The 15,550-nt window shown below is 58.8% G+C and carries 16 protein-coding genes; 7 read left to right on the top strand and 9 right to left on the bottom strand.

Features of this window, described 5'->3' with window-relative positions:
• Both speB and BAR1_RS09425 read left to right on the top strand, forming a co-directional pair.
• Entirely contained in the window at positions 1 to 969 is a 969-nt protein-coding gene (gene speB / locus BAR1_RS09430; RefSeq protein ID WP_118942786.1) for an agmatinase, read from the top strand.
• Positions 966 to 1,433 (top strand): DUF1499 domain-containing protein, encoded by a 468-nt coding sequence (locus BAR1_RS09425; RefSeq protein WP_118944417.1) that lies wholly within the window; start codon positions 966 to 968, stop codon positions 1,431 to 1,433. The genes speB and BAR1_RS09425 overlap by 4 nt, the downstream gene beginning before the upstream one ends.
• Here the strand turns inward: BAR1_RS09425 and BAR1_RS09420 are convergent.
• The gene (locus tag BAR1_RS09420; RefSeq protein WP_118942785.1) at positions 1,359 to 1,658 is read right to left on the bottom strand and encodes a hypothetical protein; all 300 of its coding nucleotides are present in this window, start codon (positions 1,656 to 1,658) and stop codon (positions 1,359 to 1,361) included. The genes BAR1_RS09425 and BAR1_RS09420 overlap by 75 nt on opposite strands.
• Before the next feature lie 61 nt (positions 1,659 to 1,719).
• On the opposite strand from BAR1_RS09420, the gene prfA reads away from it, so the two are divergent.
• The 3 genes from prfA (at position 1,720) to BAR1_RS09405 (ending at position 4,402) form a co-directional block, all read left to right on the top strand.
• Positions 1,720 to 2,775, top strand: coding sequence for a peptide chain release factor 1 (prfA, locus tag BAR1_RS09415; RefSeq protein ID WP_118942784.1), 1,056 nt, complete (start codon positions 1,720 to 1,722; stop codon positions 2,773 to 2,775).
• Positions 2,772 to 3,602: a peptide chain release factor N(5)-glutamine methyltransferase gene (gene prmC / locus BAR1_RS09410; protein WP_118942783.1), complete on the top strand. Its 831-nt coding sequence runs from the start codon at positions 2,772 to 2,774 to the stop codon at positions 3,600 to 3,602. The genes prfA and prmC overlap by 4 nt, the downstream gene beginning before the upstream one ends.
• A 245-nt stretch (positions 3,603 to 3,847) precedes the next feature.
• The gene (locus BAR1_RS09405; protein ID WP_118942782.1) at positions 3,848 to 4,402 is read left to right on the top strand and encodes a DUF4167 domain-containing protein; all 555 of its coding nucleotides are present in this window, start codon (positions 3,848 to 3,850) and stop codon (positions 4,400 to 4,402) included.
• A gap of 30 nt (positions 4,403 to 4,432) precedes the next feature.
• Here the strand turns inward: BAR1_RS09405 and rsmA are convergent, their stop codons facing one another.
• The 6 genes from rsmA to lptF are packed head-to-tail and all read right to left on the bottom strand — an operon-like array spanning position 4,433 to position 11,912.
• Complete coding sequence (gene rsmA, locus BAR1_RS09400; protein ID WP_118942781.1) at positions 4,433 to 5,266, bottom strand: 16S rRNA (adenine(1518)-N(6)/adenine(1519)-N(6))-dimethyltransferase RsmA; 834 nt, start codon at positions 5,264 to 5,266, stop codon at positions 4,433 to 4,435.
• Positions 5,267 to 5,322: 56 nt separating this feature from the next.
• Positions 5,323 to 6,303: a 4-hydroxythreonine-4-phosphate dehydrogenase PdxA gene (gene pdxA, locus BAR1_RS09395; protein WP_118942780.1), complete on the bottom strand. Its 981-nt coding sequence runs from the start codon at positions 6,301 to 6,303 to the stop codon at positions 5,323 to 5,325.
• Positions 6,300 to 7,523 carry a peptidylprolyl isomerase gene (locus BAR1_RS09390; RefSeq protein WP_267128373.1) on the bottom strand — a complete coding sequence of 408 codons (1,224 nt, stop codon included), beginning with the start codon at positions 7,521 to 7,523 and terminating at the stop codon, positions 6,300 to 6,302. The genes pdxA and BAR1_RS09390 overlap by 4 nt, the downstream gene beginning before the upstream one ends.
• Before the next feature lie 20 nt (positions 7,524 to 7,543).
• Positions 7,544 to 9,685 carry an LPS-assembly protein LptD gene (locus tag BAR1_RS09385; protein WP_118942779.1) on the bottom strand — a complete coding sequence of 714 codons (2,142 nt, stop codon included), beginning with the start codon at positions 9,683 to 9,685 and terminating at the stop codon, positions 7,544 to 7,546.
• Positions 9,682 to 10,779: an LPS export ABC transporter permease LptG gene (gene lptG / locus BAR1_RS09380; protein ID WP_118942778.1), complete on the bottom strand. Its 1,098-nt coding sequence runs from the start codon at positions 10,777 to 10,779 to the stop codon at positions 9,682 to 9,684. Before lptG ends, BAR1_RS09385 begins: the two co-directional genes overlap by 4 nt.
• Complete coding sequence (lptF, locus tag BAR1_RS09375) at positions 10,776 to 11,912, bottom strand: LPS export ABC transporter permease LptF (protein ID WP_118942777.1); 1,137 nt, start codon at positions 11,910 to 11,912, stop codon at positions 10,776 to 10,778. Before lptF ends, lptG begins: the two co-directional genes overlap by 4 nt.
• Before the next feature lie 145 nt (positions 11,913 to 12,057).
• Here lptF and BAR1_RS09370 point away from each other — a divergent pair, with 145 nt between their 5' ends.
• Both BAR1_RS09370 and BAR1_RS09365 read left to right on the top strand, forming a co-directional pair.
• A complete protein-coding gene (locus BAR1_RS09370; protein WP_118942776.1) occupies positions 12,058 to 13,527 on the top strand; it encodes a leucyl aminopeptidase in 1,470 nt (489 codons plus the stop codon).
• Positions 13,527 to 13,985 (top strand): DNA polymerase III subunit chi, encoded by a 459-nt coding sequence (locus BAR1_RS09365; protein ID WP_118942775.1) that lies wholly within the window; start codon positions 13,527 to 13,529, stop codon positions 13,983 to 13,985. The genes BAR1_RS09370 and BAR1_RS09365 overlap by 1 nt, the downstream gene beginning before the upstream one ends.
• Before the next feature lie 214 nt (positions 13,986 to 14,199).
• On the opposite strand, the gene BAR1_RS09360 is transcribed toward BAR1_RS09365, so the two are convergent.
• Both BAR1_RS09360 and BAR1_RS09355 read right to left on the bottom strand, forming a co-directional pair.
• Positions 14,200 to 14,781: a retropepsin-like aspartic protease family protein gene (locus BAR1_RS09360; RefSeq protein WP_118942774.1), complete on the bottom strand. Its 582-nt coding sequence runs from the start codon at positions 14,779 to 14,781 to the stop codon at positions 14,200 to 14,202.
• Positions 14,782 to 14,841: 60 nt separating this feature from the next.
• Positions 14,842 to 15,459, bottom strand: coding sequence for a MarC family protein (locus tag BAR1_RS09355; RefSeq protein ID WP_118942773.1), 618 nt, complete (start codon positions 15,457 to 15,459; stop codon positions 14,842 to 14,844).
• Between the last annotated feature and the right edge of the window lie 91 nt (positions 15,460 to 15,550).

Genomic DNA, 15,550 nt, shown 5'->3' with positions numbered 1-15,550 from the left:
ATGGCACTGGAAGACGCGAAAAATCAGGTGGATACGGCGATTCAGGCGGGGGGGCACAAGGGGCCGTCGTTTGAAAACACCTTTGGCGGGGTCACGTCGTTTCTGCGCCGGTCCTATACCAAAGATCTGAGCGGCGTTGATCTGGCGGTAACCGGTGTGCCGTTTGATCAGGCCGTGACCAACCGGCCCGGTACACGGCTGGGACCACGGGCCATCCGCGAGGCCAGCGCCTTGCAGGCGCCCGATGCGCCCTATGGCTGGGATATTGATCCGGTCAGCGAGTATAACGTGGTCGATTATGGCGATCTGGCATTTGATTATGCCGATATTCCGTCATTTCCGGCGGCGCTGACCGCGCATATCACAGGGATACTGGACGCCGGCGTATCCTCGTTGTGTCTGGGCGGGGATCACTATATTTCTTTCCCGATATTAAGGGCTTATGCGGCGAAGTTCGGGCCGCTATCGCTGCTGCAATTCGATGCCCATACCGATACATGGCGTGACGACGACATGTCCCGCGTTGATCATGGCACGATGTTCTACAAGGCGGTGAAGGAAGGGCTGATTGATCCGAAACGCAGCGTGCAGGTCGGCATCCGCACCACCAACGAGGATACATTGGGTGTGAACATCATCGATGCACGCGAGGTGCATAGCATCGGGCCGCAAGCCACGGCACAGAAAATCAAAGCGATATTAGGGGATTACCAGACATACCTGACCTTTGATATCGACGGTCTGGATCCGGCTTTTGCGCCCGGAACCGGCACACCCGTCTGGGGTGGGCTGAGCAGTGCGCAGGCATCCATTATCCTGCGCGATCTGGCGGGGATCAACATGGTGGGCGGTGATGTGGTCGAGGTCTCGCCGCCCTTTGACACAACGGGCGCCACCGCGATTGCGGGCGCGCATGTGGCGACCGAATTGATGTGTCTATGGGCCTGGAACAAGAGGGCAAGGGGATGATCCGCAAAACCGCCATCAATACCGCATGGCTGTTGCTGATGGTCGCCCTTTCGGGGCTGGTTTACATCAGGCTTGCGCCGGACGACGTGGCGCTGGTGCATGTGGCGCCACCATCAGGGGCCACGCCAGACTCCCCGGTGATCGGGCAGGGAAGTGCGCTGTTTGTCGCCGATTTCAACGCCGATCCGGAACAGATGTGGCAAATGCTGCAACAGGTTATCCAGTCCACTCCACGCACCAAATATCTGGCGGGCAGTGTCAAGGAAGGGATGATTACTTTTGTCACCCGCTCGCTGGTCTTCGGTTTCCCCGATTACACCACTATTACTGTGACGCAAAACGAACAAGGCAGCCGTGTCACCCTGTTTGGCCGCCTGCGCTATGGCCGGTCAGATTTTGGGGTTAACGCCAAGCGGCTGCGCGGTTGGGTCAAGACGCTGGAAGCGCTCGATCAGGCTGGATGACACACAGCCCTCTTGCTGTTCGCGCCACATCGGGTTGTTCAGGGACATCTCGCAACGGGCGGTAAAACGGCGCCCACCGACCTCCAGACAGATGGTCTGGCCCAATTCAACGCGTTCCCCTTTTTGGTCGGTGCAAAAACAATCGATCACCTTGCCTCCGGGACCAACCACGTCGGCAAAAGCGGGGGCGGCTAAAACCGCCAGAATAAAGGCAATTTTTTTCATACCTCATTATATCACAAAACCGCCCCTTGACCAAATCACATCCGGCAGGCAAGACAGCCGCATGGTTCCTTTAGATAAACTTATGCAAATCACCCAGCGGTTCGAGTTTCTGGAAGCGCAGATGGCCCAAGGCGACGCGGGGGCTGATATTGCCGTGCTGGCGCGTGAATATTCCGACCTGAAGCCGGTGGTCGAACAGGTGGTGGAATACCGCCAGCTTTTGTCCGATCTGGAAGAGGCCGAAGCGATGCTGGCCGATCCCGAAATGAAAGAGCTGGCCGAGGAAGAGCTGCCCGCCCTGCGCGAACGCCTGCCGGTGGTCGAACAGGCGCTGCAACTGTCCCTGCTGCCCAAGGACGCCGCCGACGCCCGCCCCGCGATGATCGAGATCCGCCCCGGTACCGGCGGAGACGAGGCCGCGTTGTTTGCCGGTGATCTGCTGCGGATGTATCAGAACTACGCCGCGAACCATGGCTGGAAATTCGAGATCATCGAGCAAAACATCACAGAATTGGGCGGCATCAAAGAGGTGATCGCCCATGTGCAGGGCGATGGCGTCTTTGCCCGCCTGAAATACGAATCCGGCGTGCACCGCGTGCAGCGTGTGCCAACCACCGAAAGCGGCGGGCGGGTGCATACATCGGCCGCCACCGTGGCCGTGTTGCCCGAAGCCGAGGATGTGGACATCCAGATTGACCCGAATGACTTGCGGATCGACACCATGCGCGCCTCGGGGGCCGGTGGCCAGCACGTCAACACCACCGATTCCGCCGTGCGGATTTTGCATATTCCGACCGGCATTATCGTGGTCAGCAGTGAAAAATCCCAGCACCGCAACCGCGAAATCGCCATGCAGGTGATGAAAACCCGCCTTTACGATCTGGAACGCCAGCGGGTGGATGACGAACGCTCGGCCGATCGCAAAAGCCAGGTAGGGTCGGGCGACCGCTCGGAACGCATCCGCACCTATAATTTTCCGCAAGGGCGCGTGTCGGACCACCGGATCAACCTGACGCTTTATAAACTGGATGCAGTGATGCAGGGTGATCTGGACGAAATCATCGACGCGCTTCAGGCCGACGCACAGGCCACGTTGCTGGCCGAGATGGAACAATGACGGTTAACGAGGCGCTGACCGCCGCCATTCAGGCCCTGCGCGCCGCCGATGTGCCTGATGCCGCCAATGATGCACGCATCCTGATGGCCCATGCTTTGGGCATTGATCGCGGGCGGCTGACGCTGGTTCTGCCTGACGAGGTGGGCAATGATGTGATGATCCGCTTTTCCATGGCAATCGACGAACGTTGCGCCCGCAAGCCCGTTTCGCACATCATCGGCACCCGCGAATTTTTCAGCCGCGACTTCATCGTCACCGCCGATGTGCTGGACCCGCGCCCCGAGACCGAACTGCTGGTGGAAACCGCGCTGGCTGCCCCCTTTGAAACCGTGCTGGACCTTGGCACAGGATCGGGCTGTATCCTGCTGTCCCTGCTGGCCGAAAACGGATCGGCCACAGGGCAGGGGAGCGATACCAGCCCCGCCGCCCTGAACATCGCCGAACAGAACGCCACACGGCTGGGGCTGGAAAAACGCACCAGTTTTATCCGTTCCGACTGGTTCGACAATATCGACGGGCGCTTTGATCTGATCGTCTCGAACCCGCCCTATATTGCGGCCGATGAAATGCCCGCCCTGTCCCCCGAGGTGCGCAACTGGGAACCGCTGATCGCGCTGACCCCGGGCGGGGACGGGCTGGACGCTTATCGGGTGATTACGGCCAACGCCGCGCAGCACCTGAACCCGCAAGGGCGCCTGCTGGTCGAGATCGGCCCGACGCAGGCCGGTGCCGTTAGCAGCCTGTTTGAAGATGCCGGTTTTGACGGAATCACCACCTTGCAGGATATCGACGGGCGCGACCGTGTGGTCATTGGTGTTTTAACGTAACATTTTTTCAGGAATTGCCCGATATAAGGCGAAAACACACCGATTCAGGCGGTGTTTTGCAAATTTTACTTGTCATCGGGGCTTGGCATGTTTAGTCAATAAATTGCAAAGCGGCGGATATACATCGGCTTCCCCCTTTGCAAGTAACCATAAATCGTCAAGGGTCCGGTTTGAATAACCCCACGCAAGAGGCGCGGCAGAGACCCTAACGAATTAGCCCAAATTAGGCTGGATACAATTTAACCATGAGATCATCCAAATCACGTTCGCGGGGCAATAAAAACCGCAATCGCCAGAATAACGGCAACAACCAGAACCGCGTTTTTGACAGTTCCGGTCCCGAGGGTAAAGTGCGCGGCACCCCGCAACAGATTATCGACAAATACAATCAGCTGGCCCGTGATGCGACCTTGTCCAATGACCGGGTGGCGGCCGAAAATTTTCAGCAACATGCCGAACATTACACCCGCCTGCTGACCGAAGCGATGCGCGAAGCCGAAGCGCGCCGCGAAGCGCATGAGGCCCAGCAACGCGAACGGCAGGCACAGCGCGACGCCGAGCGTGCCGAGCGCGAAGCCAACCGCCCCGAGCGTGAGGCAACCCCGCCCCGTCGTGATCAGGAAACCGGTCAGCCAAATGATCCGGCCTCGGCCCCGCAGCCCGATATGGCCGCGATCGAGCAACCCGATAGCGGCTTGGTGGAAACACCCGAAAGCAAACCAAAGCCGCGCAAGCGCACCCGCAAGCCAAAGGTCAATCCGCTGGACAACCCGCCGGAAGCGCCCGAAGCTGCTGAATGAATTGAAAACCCCGCCCGATACGGCGGGGTTTTATTTTGCCACCTCGCGGGCCAAGGCGCAGAACCCTTCGATCGGCACCTGCTCGGCCCGTTCGGTCGGCTTGATCCCCGCCGCTACCAAATGCGCCTCGATGTCCGGCGATATGCCTTTCAACGAGGAGCGCAACATCTTGCGCCGCTGGTTGAACGCTGCCGCCACCACCCGTGACAACACCGCCGCGTCTGCCTCAAATCGCGGGGTTTCCAGCCGTTGCAAATGCACCACCGCCGAATGGACCTTGGGCGGCGGGGTAAAGGCCTCGGGCGGCAGTTGCATGACGATCCGCGCCTCACAGCGCCATTGCGACAGGATCGCCAACCGCCCGTAAGCCTTGCCGCCTGGTTGTGCCACAATCCGCTGTGCCACCTCTTTCTGGAACATCAACGTAAGACTGTCCCAATAGGGCGGCCATGCCTTCGGTGTCAGCCAACGCACCAGCAATTCCGTGCCTACATTATAGGGCAGGTTCGCCACCACCCGCACCGGCGGCGTCAAATGCTCCAACACATCCAGTTCCAGCGCATCCGCATTGATCACCTGCAACCGGTCGGGATAGGCCTCCGCCACCTCCTCGAGTGCTGGCAAACAACGCGCGTCCTTCTCCACCGCCAGCACCCGCCGCGCCCCCTCGGCCAGCAAACCACGGGTCAAACCGCCGGGGCCGGGGCCGATTTCCAACACATCACAGCCCGACAAATCCCCCGCCTGTCGGGCAATCTTGGCGGTCAGGTTCAGGTCCAGCAGAAAATTCTGCCCCAGCGATTTCTTCGGCTGCAAATCATGGGCGGCAATCACCTCGCGCAGGGGCGGCAAGCTATCAATCATCACACCGCATCTCCATTACCGTTCCCCAAATATCCCCTGCGCGGAGCGCATAGAATCTATTGCCCATCGGCCCGCATCCGCGCCATCCGGTCAGCCATCTTCAGCGCCTCGATCACACTGTCCGGTTTGGCAATCCCTTGCCCCGCAATATCAAACGCCGTGCCATGATCGGGCGACGTGCGGATAAACGGCAGCCCCAGCGTGACATTCACCCCGCGGTCAAAATCCAGTGTCTTGATCGGGATCAACGCCTGATCGTGATACATGCAAATCGCCACATCATAGCCTTCGCGCGCACGGGCGTGGAACATGGTGTCGGCGGGCAGGGGGCCGGTGATATTCAGCCCTTCGCCGCGCAATTCCTCCAGCAAAGGGGCGATCATTTCGATTTCTTCCATCCCCATTGCCCCGCCTTCGCCCGCGTGCGGGTTCAGACCGGCCACGGCGATGCGCGGTGCCTTTAGCCCGAAATCCCGCCGCAGCGCGGCATCGGTGATGCGGATATTATCGGCCAGCAATTCTTGGGTCAGCGCCGTTGGCACATCCTTGATTGCGATATGGATTGTCACCGGCACCACGCGCAACTGATCGCAAGCCAGCATCATTACCACCTGATCGACCCCCGCCAGATGGGCCAGAAATTCGGTATGGCCCGGAAAGGCAAATCCGGCGCCATCCTTTAACGCCTTCTTGTGGATCGGACCCGTGCACAGGGCCGAGGCCGCCCCCGATTGCACCAGATCCACTCCGCGCGTGATCACGTCGATCACCCCTTGGGCATTTTCTGCTGCGGGCTGCCCCGCCACAGCAGGGGCAGCAAATTCATGCGCCAGCAAGGGCAATCCATGCCGGGCCGCGTCAGCGGTCTCGGCCGGGTCGGCAATTTCAATTGCACAAACCCCGTCGGGCAAATGCCGCGCGTCGCCAATCAGGAAGAACGGCAAATCCGTGCCCAGCCGCTGCCACGCGGCCACGGCCAGCTCCGGCCCCACCCCTGCAGGTTCGCCACAGGTCAGCGCAATCGGGGCGCGGCTCATGGGTAAACGATGGTTGCGTCGGCTTTCAGCTCGGACAGATACCCGTCTGCATAGGATTGCAGCCGCTGGTTCACCAGTTGCGCGCGGATCGTTTGGCGCGACACATCTTCACCCAACTCGGGCGTGCGCCCGCACATCATCAGAAAGACCAGCGTCTGGCCGTTGTTGCGGGTCAGGCGGGTCGAAACCTCGCCCGGGTCCAGCTTGGCCAGTTCCAGCGCGATGTCCTGTGGCACCTGCGAGACAGGCTGGGTATCGATCTGCAACAACTCTTCCGGTTTGCCCTTGTTGATACCGTATAGATCATCACATGTATCAACCTTGGCTTTGATGCGTGCAGCCTCTTTCAAAGCGGCGTCCGATTGGCCGCCGGCAATGAAATACTGCGCATATTCCAGAGACAGGTCCTTGGGGGCCCCCGCATCGGTCTCTTCGATGGCGCGCAACTGGAACAACACAATCCCGTTGGTGATGGAAATCGGTGCGGTCACCTGTCCGGGGGACAGGGCAAGGATCTGGCCGCGAATAGCCGCGGGCAAGTTGGACAGCGGCATCCACTGCAAACGGCCCCCTTGCCGTGCCGAGGGCGAGGCCGAATAGCGCCGCGCATTGGCCGAAAATACCGATAGCGAAGTTGTTTGCGCAATCTTTTCCGCCCGTTTCTGGCTGGCGGCTGTAGCTTGGGGGGTGTTGGCCGGCAGGATGATTTCGCTTAGCAAAACCCGCAAGCCCCCTTTGCTGGATGTCTGGGCGATGGCGCGGTCGATCTCGTCTTCGGTGACCTGAACACGGGGGCCGAATTTGGCCCGCATAAGGCTGCGCCATGCCAGACCGGATTTGACAAAATCACGGAATGTTTCAGCGGCAACACCGCCACTGGCCAGCGCTTTGACAAATTGTTCGGCCGTCAGGTTGGCGCGTGCGGCGAATTCTTCCATACCACCCTGCACTTCTTCTTCAGTCGGGTTGATACCGGCAGCCGCAGCGGCGGCGGTTTGCAGCCGTTCATCAATCAGCCCTTTCAGGGCCTGTTCCTGTGCGTTGCCCGGTGCGCGCAACAGGGTCATGAATCGCGCCCGTTGCTGCACCTCGTATTGGGTGACGACCTGTTCGTTGACTTTTACGGCCGGTGAAAACAGGTTTTGCGCCGAAACAGGCGCTGCTAATCCGGTCAGGACAAGGCCTGTGAATGTCAGGCAAAGGGTCAATATGCGCATCATCATTATATCCGTCGTGCTTCCTATTTATACGTCTGGCAACGCCGGGCCGATGTCCGGCCGCTGTTTCCGGAACCAAACCCGGTCAGCGAAACCGTCAACCCGAAGTCGGTTGTCGGGGTTAGACTACCTGATGATGTGAACCGACGCGAGAGAGAAAGATCAATCTTCACACATTCGCTGCGGTATTCCAGACCAACACCGGCATAGGCGGCCTCGCCTGCGTTGAAATCATAGCGCCAGTCCATCTTTCCGGTCCAGTTTGGGGCCAGTTTATAGGCCGCGTCAAAGGTCCATTCCGAGGTGTCGTAGGGCCGGTCCTCATAGGGTTCTGCTTCCATCCAGATGAAACTGGTGCCCAGACCCAGCTTTGCGGTTTGCCACGTCAGGCGGGTTTCGTTTTTGGCAAAGTTGAATTTGTTATCGAAAATCGAACGGTTGGTCAGTGTCAGGTTATTGCGCAGTTGCAACTGCACCGCCGCAAGCCAGTCCGAGTTCTGCCCCGACAGACCGGTGCTGGCCTGAAACTGGCCCAGATCCTTTTCCCGAAATATCCGGCCGACCGTCAGACCCAGGGACCAGCCGGTCGGATCATAACGGGTCCATGTCACCCCGACATTGGCGCGAAACCCGCGCTCGTAGCGGTCAGCGCCGGGGAAACGGGACAGGGAAAACAGATTGGCCTGATCAAATTCCACCAGACGGCTGTCTTCGTCCGGAATATTGACCGAATTGGTGTCGGTCCAGACCAGTTGCACCAAAGGCTCGATCACATGCGAGGCCCCCAGACGTGTCGTTTTGACAAAGGGCCAGCGCAGCTCAATCATTGCCGCAGGTGTGATGTGGGTGCCGTTGAATTCGCCGGGCAGCCCTTGTTCGATTTTGTAGTAATCGGCATTTACCTCGCCCAGAACACCGGCAACCATGCCGTTGCGCAGGGTCCAATTGCGTTTCCAGTCCAGCCTGAAACTGGCCCGTGTCAAATCGCGCCCGCTGCCACCGGCAAGCGACGAGGTGCGGTAATGGCTATGGGCATCAAACCGCAAGCCCAGCTCGCCGCCAATGCTGTCCGGATGATAACGGCGGTGATAAACCAGATTGCCAACCACGGTCGGCAAGGTGTCGTTGTTTTCGGTGCTGCGCAGGGAATGGTAATGCAGGGCCTCGGCGACGATCAGTTCGTCACGGCGGGCGCGGCCCAGTTCAATGCCGCTTTCCAGCCGGTCCTTGTTGGAATAGCCATAGTCCAGCAAGTAATCGCGATCCGAGCTGGTTTCGATGTTGAATTTCAGCACGAAATCACGCGGCAGATCGAACCGCCCCTCGCCAAAGAAATACCCGCGGTCCTGACCGGGGCGCAGATCATCATGGGTAAAGGCGCTATCAAAGGAAATATCCCCTGTACGAAAAGCACGGCGAAACCGCAGTTCCATCGTTGTGGTCGAACTGCTTAGGTAAGGGGTCAGGGTAATATCCGCGTGATCCCCCAGTTTGATAAAATAGGGAACCTTTATGCCCCAGCCCAGTTTGGATGTGCTTTTGAACGTCGGCACCAAAAACCCTGTGGCCCGTTTCAGGGTCGGGTCGGGCAGGCGCAAACGGGGCAGATAGAAAACCGGCACACCGGCGATTTGCAGCACCGCGTCATCAAAATACAGCTGGCGTTCCAGCTGGTCATGGATGATCCGCCGCGCCCTGATCTGCCACAGCGGGACAGGGTTGTTGGCACAAACCTGACAACTGGACGCCACGGTTTTGTAAAGCTGGGTATAGCGCCCGTCGACACGGTTGATTTCGGCTGCGGCCAGTTGCACTTGCTGGTTCAGCACCATTCGCGCGCCGCGCAGGATACCGTTGCGCAGATCCCCGTCCATCTGGGCACTATTGGCCAGTATCAGGATTTCTTCGCCATCAATCAGGGTGATCGGCCCGTCAATTTGCAGGCTGCCGTCGGTGCCGGAATAGATGATGCGGCTGGCCTTGATGCGGGTTGCCCCATAGAGGATTTCCACATGCCCTTCGGCGGTCAGCGTGTCTTTGCCATCCACCCAGACCTTGTCGGCCACCAGTGTTGCGGCCTCCGAGTTAGGTGTTTGTGCGCCAACCGGAGCGGACCCGAAGGTAAGGGTCGCCAGTAGCAACAGGATAAATGCGCGTAGTGTCATCCATCCTCCATATGCAGGATCAGCGCCAAGGCCAAGAGGGTTGCTGCAATTGGCGGACTCCAAGCGGCCAGATAAACGGGCAGTTGTCCGTTTTCACCCAGCACCTGGGCAAAGTTACGGATGAAAAACAGCGAGAACCCCATCAGAAGCGCCCCCAGAACCATCGGGCCGGTGCCGCCAAAACGGGTGTGGCGCATAGTGAAACCCGCGCCAACCAGCACCATCGCAACCAGCAGCAGTGGCAAGGCCAGTTCACTTTGCAGCCAGACGCGATGTTGACGGGCGGAAAATCCGGCGCGGTCCAGCCGGTCTATGAAAGCTGGTAATTCCCAGATCGGAATCGAGCTGGGCGTGCCGAAACTGTCGCGGATTTCTTCGCGGGTCAGATCACTGGGGATTTCCATTACATCGAACAGCTTGGCGTCGCGTTCAGGGTTGGCACTGCTTAGAAGCGGCCATTTCTTTGCGTCTTTCAGCACCCAGGCGCCGGGGGTCAGTTCGGCCGAGCCTGCCTCGATACGGGTCATTGGCGTGCCATTTGCCGTGAACGTCAGGAAACTGACATCAACCAGTTTGGTGCCATCCAGATTGGAGCCGCTTGCGCGGATCACTGTTTGCCCGTCGGGGCTGCCTTGGCGCAGCCACAACCCTTCTTGCGAGATGGACAAAACGCTTTCTTTGCCGGTGGCATAGCGGCTGACGGTGGATTCATATTGTTTGGATGTGGCGGCAACAATCGGGTTGAATACCGCCACCGATAAAACCCCCAACACCAGCGCAACCCCGACCGGCGCAACCAGCGCCCGCATTCCCGACCAGCCTGCCGCGCGCGTCACAACCAGTTCGGAACTGCGGGCCAATCCAAGGAACAGCACCAGCGTGGCCAAAATGGTCACCAGCGGCAGGATTGGATACATCAACGAGGGCAAGTGCAGCAGTGACAAATGTATCACCTCGGGCATCCCCACCTTTTCGCTGTCAAAACGGTTGATCTGTTCAACCACGTCGATCATCAACATAATGCCGCCAAATACACCGAAAACACCTGCAAAGGCTTTCAGGTAGCGATAAGCGAAATAGCGATACAGGATCATGCGGTTGCCCCGCGACGACGGGTGAACATGCGTTTCAAACGCCCAGGTCGTTCAGACAACCACAGCAATAAGGCTGATATTGAGAGGCCAACCAGAACCGGGACATAGACCAGCCCCCATAATTTAACATCGCGTTGGGCCAGTTGAACCATTGTGCTGTCAAGGGCCTTGATCAGAACCAGAATAACGATTGCCGCCAATATCTGGCGCATAACCCCAAAGCGGCTGTAGTTTCCGATAAGCAAGGTCGCAAACCCGATCAGGGCGGTTACAACAGCAAGCAGGGGCTGGGCAAAGCGTTCGTGCCCTGAATACAGAAGATAGGCGCGGCTTGTTTTGACTTCTTTGGCCAATTCCTCTGTGGGCCAAAGCAATTCGCGTGTCGACAATTCACCGACTGAACGGCGGTCCTGTTTGCCAACATTGATCAACGCGCCGATATCATAGGAAAAATCGGAAAAACGGGTGGTAAACAGCCGGTTTTCTTTTGTATCAAGCGTTTGCGCCATGCCGTCAAACATCACCAGCTTCGGCCCCGTTTCCTCGCGCACAAGAAAGGCGTTCTTGGCGGTGTAAATCACCTGGCTGTCGGGATTTCGACTGTCGGACATGAACACATCCAGCAATTCACCCTGCGGGCTGATTTCGCGGATGTAAAAGGTGATCCCGTCGGTCGGATGCAGGAATTCGCCTTCGGTCAGGAACCGCGCGGTGATGTTTTCGCGGATCTCTGCGCTGCGTTCGGCCAGCAGTCCGGCAGAAATAGGCACAAGGATATGCGACAGGATGCCCGTCAACAACGCCACGATCATCCCGAACACAAGAACCGGACGGGCCAGCCGGAACCCGCTGAACCCCATCGCCTGCACCACCACCAGTTCGCTTTCCGAACTCAGGCGGTTGGTGGCATAGACCGATCCGGCAAAGGCGGCGACCGGCAGAACAATGCGGATCACATTTGGCAGGGTCAGGGCGGTGAATTCCAGAAATACCGTTGCCGACTGGCCATCGGCAATCAGCTGGTCAAACAGCAAAACCGCCCGGTTGACCCAATAGACCATGACCAGAACAAGGGCGAAAAAGCCGAAAAATACCATCAGTTGCGACAGTAAATATCTGTCGAATCTGGCCACGCGTTAAATCCCCCCCGGGAACATTTCAAATCCCGCGCAGATTAGCCGATAAAACTGGCGGGTGAAACTGCTATCTGGCAATATCTGTGCGCAAAGGCTAGGTATGGCAAAACCCCGCCATTCGCGCACAAGCAGGAGAGACCTTATGACCCATCCCCGCCACATAGATTTCAAGGAAATTGATCTGGACAGTATCGGCGCGACCGGGGGCCGTGTCGTGGTGTTTGTCACCCCCGAGGGCCAGCTGGACCAATGCGCCCGCCGTGTGAACCGGCTGTGCAAGGGCGCGCTGAAACGGTTTGTGGAATCGGAGGGGTTTGAAAAACTGAAAACCGCCGAGGCCCGTGATCTGGCCTATCCGGCGGGCATGGCATGTGATGCGGTGCAGGTGGTGAAACTGAAACGCCGCCCGACAGCAGGGGATGCCCGCAAGGCCGGTGCTGCGATTGCCAAATCGGCGGGCACATCTTTGGTGCTGGTTCTGGCCGGTAATCTGGGGCAGGCGGCCGAGGTCTCATTGGGCCTTGCCCTGCGTGGTTACGATTTCAACATCCACAAAAGTAAGGAAAGTGAGCCAAGGGGGGCGGCCACCTTTATGGTGAGCAAACCCGAAGAGGTTGCTGCAGTGGCGGGGCCGATGGCTGCTGTGGCCGAAGGTGTGTTTTTCACCCGTGATCTGGTGAACGAGCCTGCGAATATTCTGACCACCGATGATTTTGCCGCCCGTCTGGCCGCGATGCACGAACTGGGGCTTGAGGTGGAAATCCTTGAGGAATCCGAGCTGGAAAAACTGGGCATGGGGGCGCTTTTGTCGGTCGGGCAGGGGTCGCGCAGCCCCTCGAAAGTGGTGGTGATGCAATGGAACGGCGGCAAAAAGGGCGCAGCCCCGCTGGCGCTGGTTGGCAAGGGCGTGGTGTTTGACACCGGCGGGATTTCCCTGAAACCGGCGGCTGGCATGGAAGACATGACCATGGACATGGGCGGTGCCGGTGTGGTGTCCGGCGTGATGCGCACGCTGGCCATGCGCAAGGCCAAGGCAAATGTTGTCGGCCTTGTCGGGCTGGTGGAAAACATGCCCGACGGCGCGGCCACCCGCCCCGGTGACGTGGTGCGTTCGATGAAGGGCGACACGATCGAGGTGATCAATACCGACGCCGAAGGCCGCCTGGTGCTGGCCGATGTGCTGTGGTACACGCAGGACCGGTTCAACCCCACGGGTGTGATCAATCTGGCCACCCTGACTGGCGCGATCATTGTCGGCCTTGGCCATGACAACACCGGCGTGTTTTCCAATGATGATGCCCTGTGCAACGCCTTCCTGAAGGCCGCGAAAACCGAGGGCGAAGGCGCATGGCGTATGCCGATTGATGACAGCTATGACAAGCTGATCGATTCCCGCATTGCCGATATGAAAAACAGTGCCGGACGCCCGGCGGGTTCGATCACCGCCGCGAAATTCCTGCAACGGTTCATTCAGGATGACATGCCTTGGATCCATTTGGACATCGCCGGTACGGCTTCGCTGAAAACCGAAAGCACATTGGCCCCCAAGGGCGCAACCGGCTGGGGCGTGAGGGCTTTGGACCGGTTGATCCGCGACATGCAGGAGGGCTGATGGGCGCGGTTTATTTCTATCATCTGACCCGCCAGCCGCTGGAAATGGTGCTGCCAATGCTGTTGGAGAAATCCATGGCGGCAGGCTGGCGCTGTGCAGTGCGCGGGGTGGATGTGAAACGGCTGGAATGGCTGGACGAAAAGCTGTGGCTGGGGCGCGAGGACGGGTTTTTGCCGCACGGGCTGGCGGGGGGAGACCATGATGCGATGCAGCCGGTGTTGCTGACGGTTGACCCTGTGGCGGCCAACAATCCCACAGCCATTCTGGCGATTGACGGGGCCGAGGTAAGTCCCGAAGAAGTGGCGCCGCTGGAGCGGGTCAGCATCCTGTTTGATGGAAACGATGATACGGCGCTGACGCGGGCGCGCAGTCAATGGAAGGCGCTGACCGATGCCGGATGTTCGGCGCAATACTGGTCGCAGGAAAGCGGGCAATGGGAAAAGAAAGCCGAGCGTTAGGCGCGCGCCGGTATTTAATTGCCATGTCGCAAAACGCTGAATGCACGATTTAATTCGGTGGTGCATTCGTCTTTTCCAGGCTTGTAATATATAATAATATCAAAGCTCTATAGCTTGGTCTCGGATGTGCCCGACATAACCATTAAACCGGTTTAGTGGTTATGCTTCCCAAGCTGGTTTATCCGCCGAAAACCGCTTGAAAAGAAAGCCCCCTTTACCGCCGCAACACCATCTTGCCGCCGCCCAGCTCGATCTTGTTATAGCGTTGCAGATAGCTCATCCCCAGCAGGGACGTATCCATTTCCCCCGCATTCACCGAAGCCGATACAACCAGATCGGTGATTTCGCCCAGCCGGACGTTGTGCAGTTTGACCCGCGCGGTGCGCACTTCGCCATTGGCGGTGTTGGCAATGCCGCCAAAGAACAGGTTGTCCACATCGATGCCGATTTTTCTGGCGTCGTCCTGTGTCAGCACCACGTCGGAGGCGCCGGTATCTATGACAAAGCGCACCGGCGTGCCGTCAACTTCCAGCGTGACGTAATAATGTCCATCATTTGCGCGGGGCACGATCACCGTTGCCTGACCTTCGATATAGCTTTGGCTGGGCATGACAGAATTGCGGATATCGCCCCATAGGCCGATCACCGCCACAGCACCGACAAAAATCAGCCCCCAGACTGCGGCCTGCTGGGCGGTTTTGCCCAGATTATTGCGGTTTTGCGCGAAAAAATAACCGGCAATCACGCTGCCGAGTAAAACCAGATATATCAATCGTGCCAGATTGTCGCCGTCCATGAAGCTGCCTTTTGTTGATTGCCTTCAAGATATAGGCGTTCATGACCCTGTCGAAAAGGGCTATGCCCCGAGCCAATTTACCGCAGTGATCCCGTCGATCACGAATTGCACCGAAAGGGCGGCCAGCAACATGCCCAGCAGGCGGGTGACAACATTGGTGCCGGTATCGCCCAAGGCCCGTTCCAGCATGGTAGCGGACAGGAAAAACAGGAACACCAGCAGCAACACGGCCAGCAAAACCAGCATCACAGCGCCGATGGCGGCCCAGTTGCCCTCGGCCTCGCCGGTCAGCAGGATGATCGTGGCGATCGAGCCGGGGCCGGCAATCAGCGGGGTGGCCAGCGGAAATACCGATGGGTCATCGGCAGCACTTGCCTGTCCTTTGCGCCGCTTGGTGCGCCGTTCAAACAGCATGTCCAGCGCGGTCAGGAACAGCAGAATACCGCCCGCGATGCGAAAGGCGGGCATGGAAATACCGGCAAAGCCCAGCACCGCCTCGCCAAACAGGCCGAACAGAACCAGCAGCCCGCCAGCGATCAGCGTGGCCCGAATGGCGATGCCGCGTCGATGGCTGTGGGTTTCGCCTTTGGTCAGGGCCACAAACAGCGGCGCCAGCCCGATCGGATCAATGATCACGAACAGGGTGATAAAGGCGGTTATCAGGGCGGCTTGGTCCATTAGAGCGTGTCTCGAGACAACTGTATAGGAGTATTCGGCAGGCAGGCCGAGGCAGTGGTTGCACTGCAACCGCGTTCGGACAGTCTGTCGA

Origin of the sequence: Profundibacter amoris, from assembly GCF_003544895.1 — a bacterium.
Lineage (GTDB): Bacteria > Pseudomonadota > Alphaproteobacteria > Rhodobacterales > Rhodobacteraceae > Profundibacter > Profundibacter amoris.
Note: the sequence above shows the minus strand (reverse complement) of the source record. Positions and strands in the feature narration are given on the sequence as shown.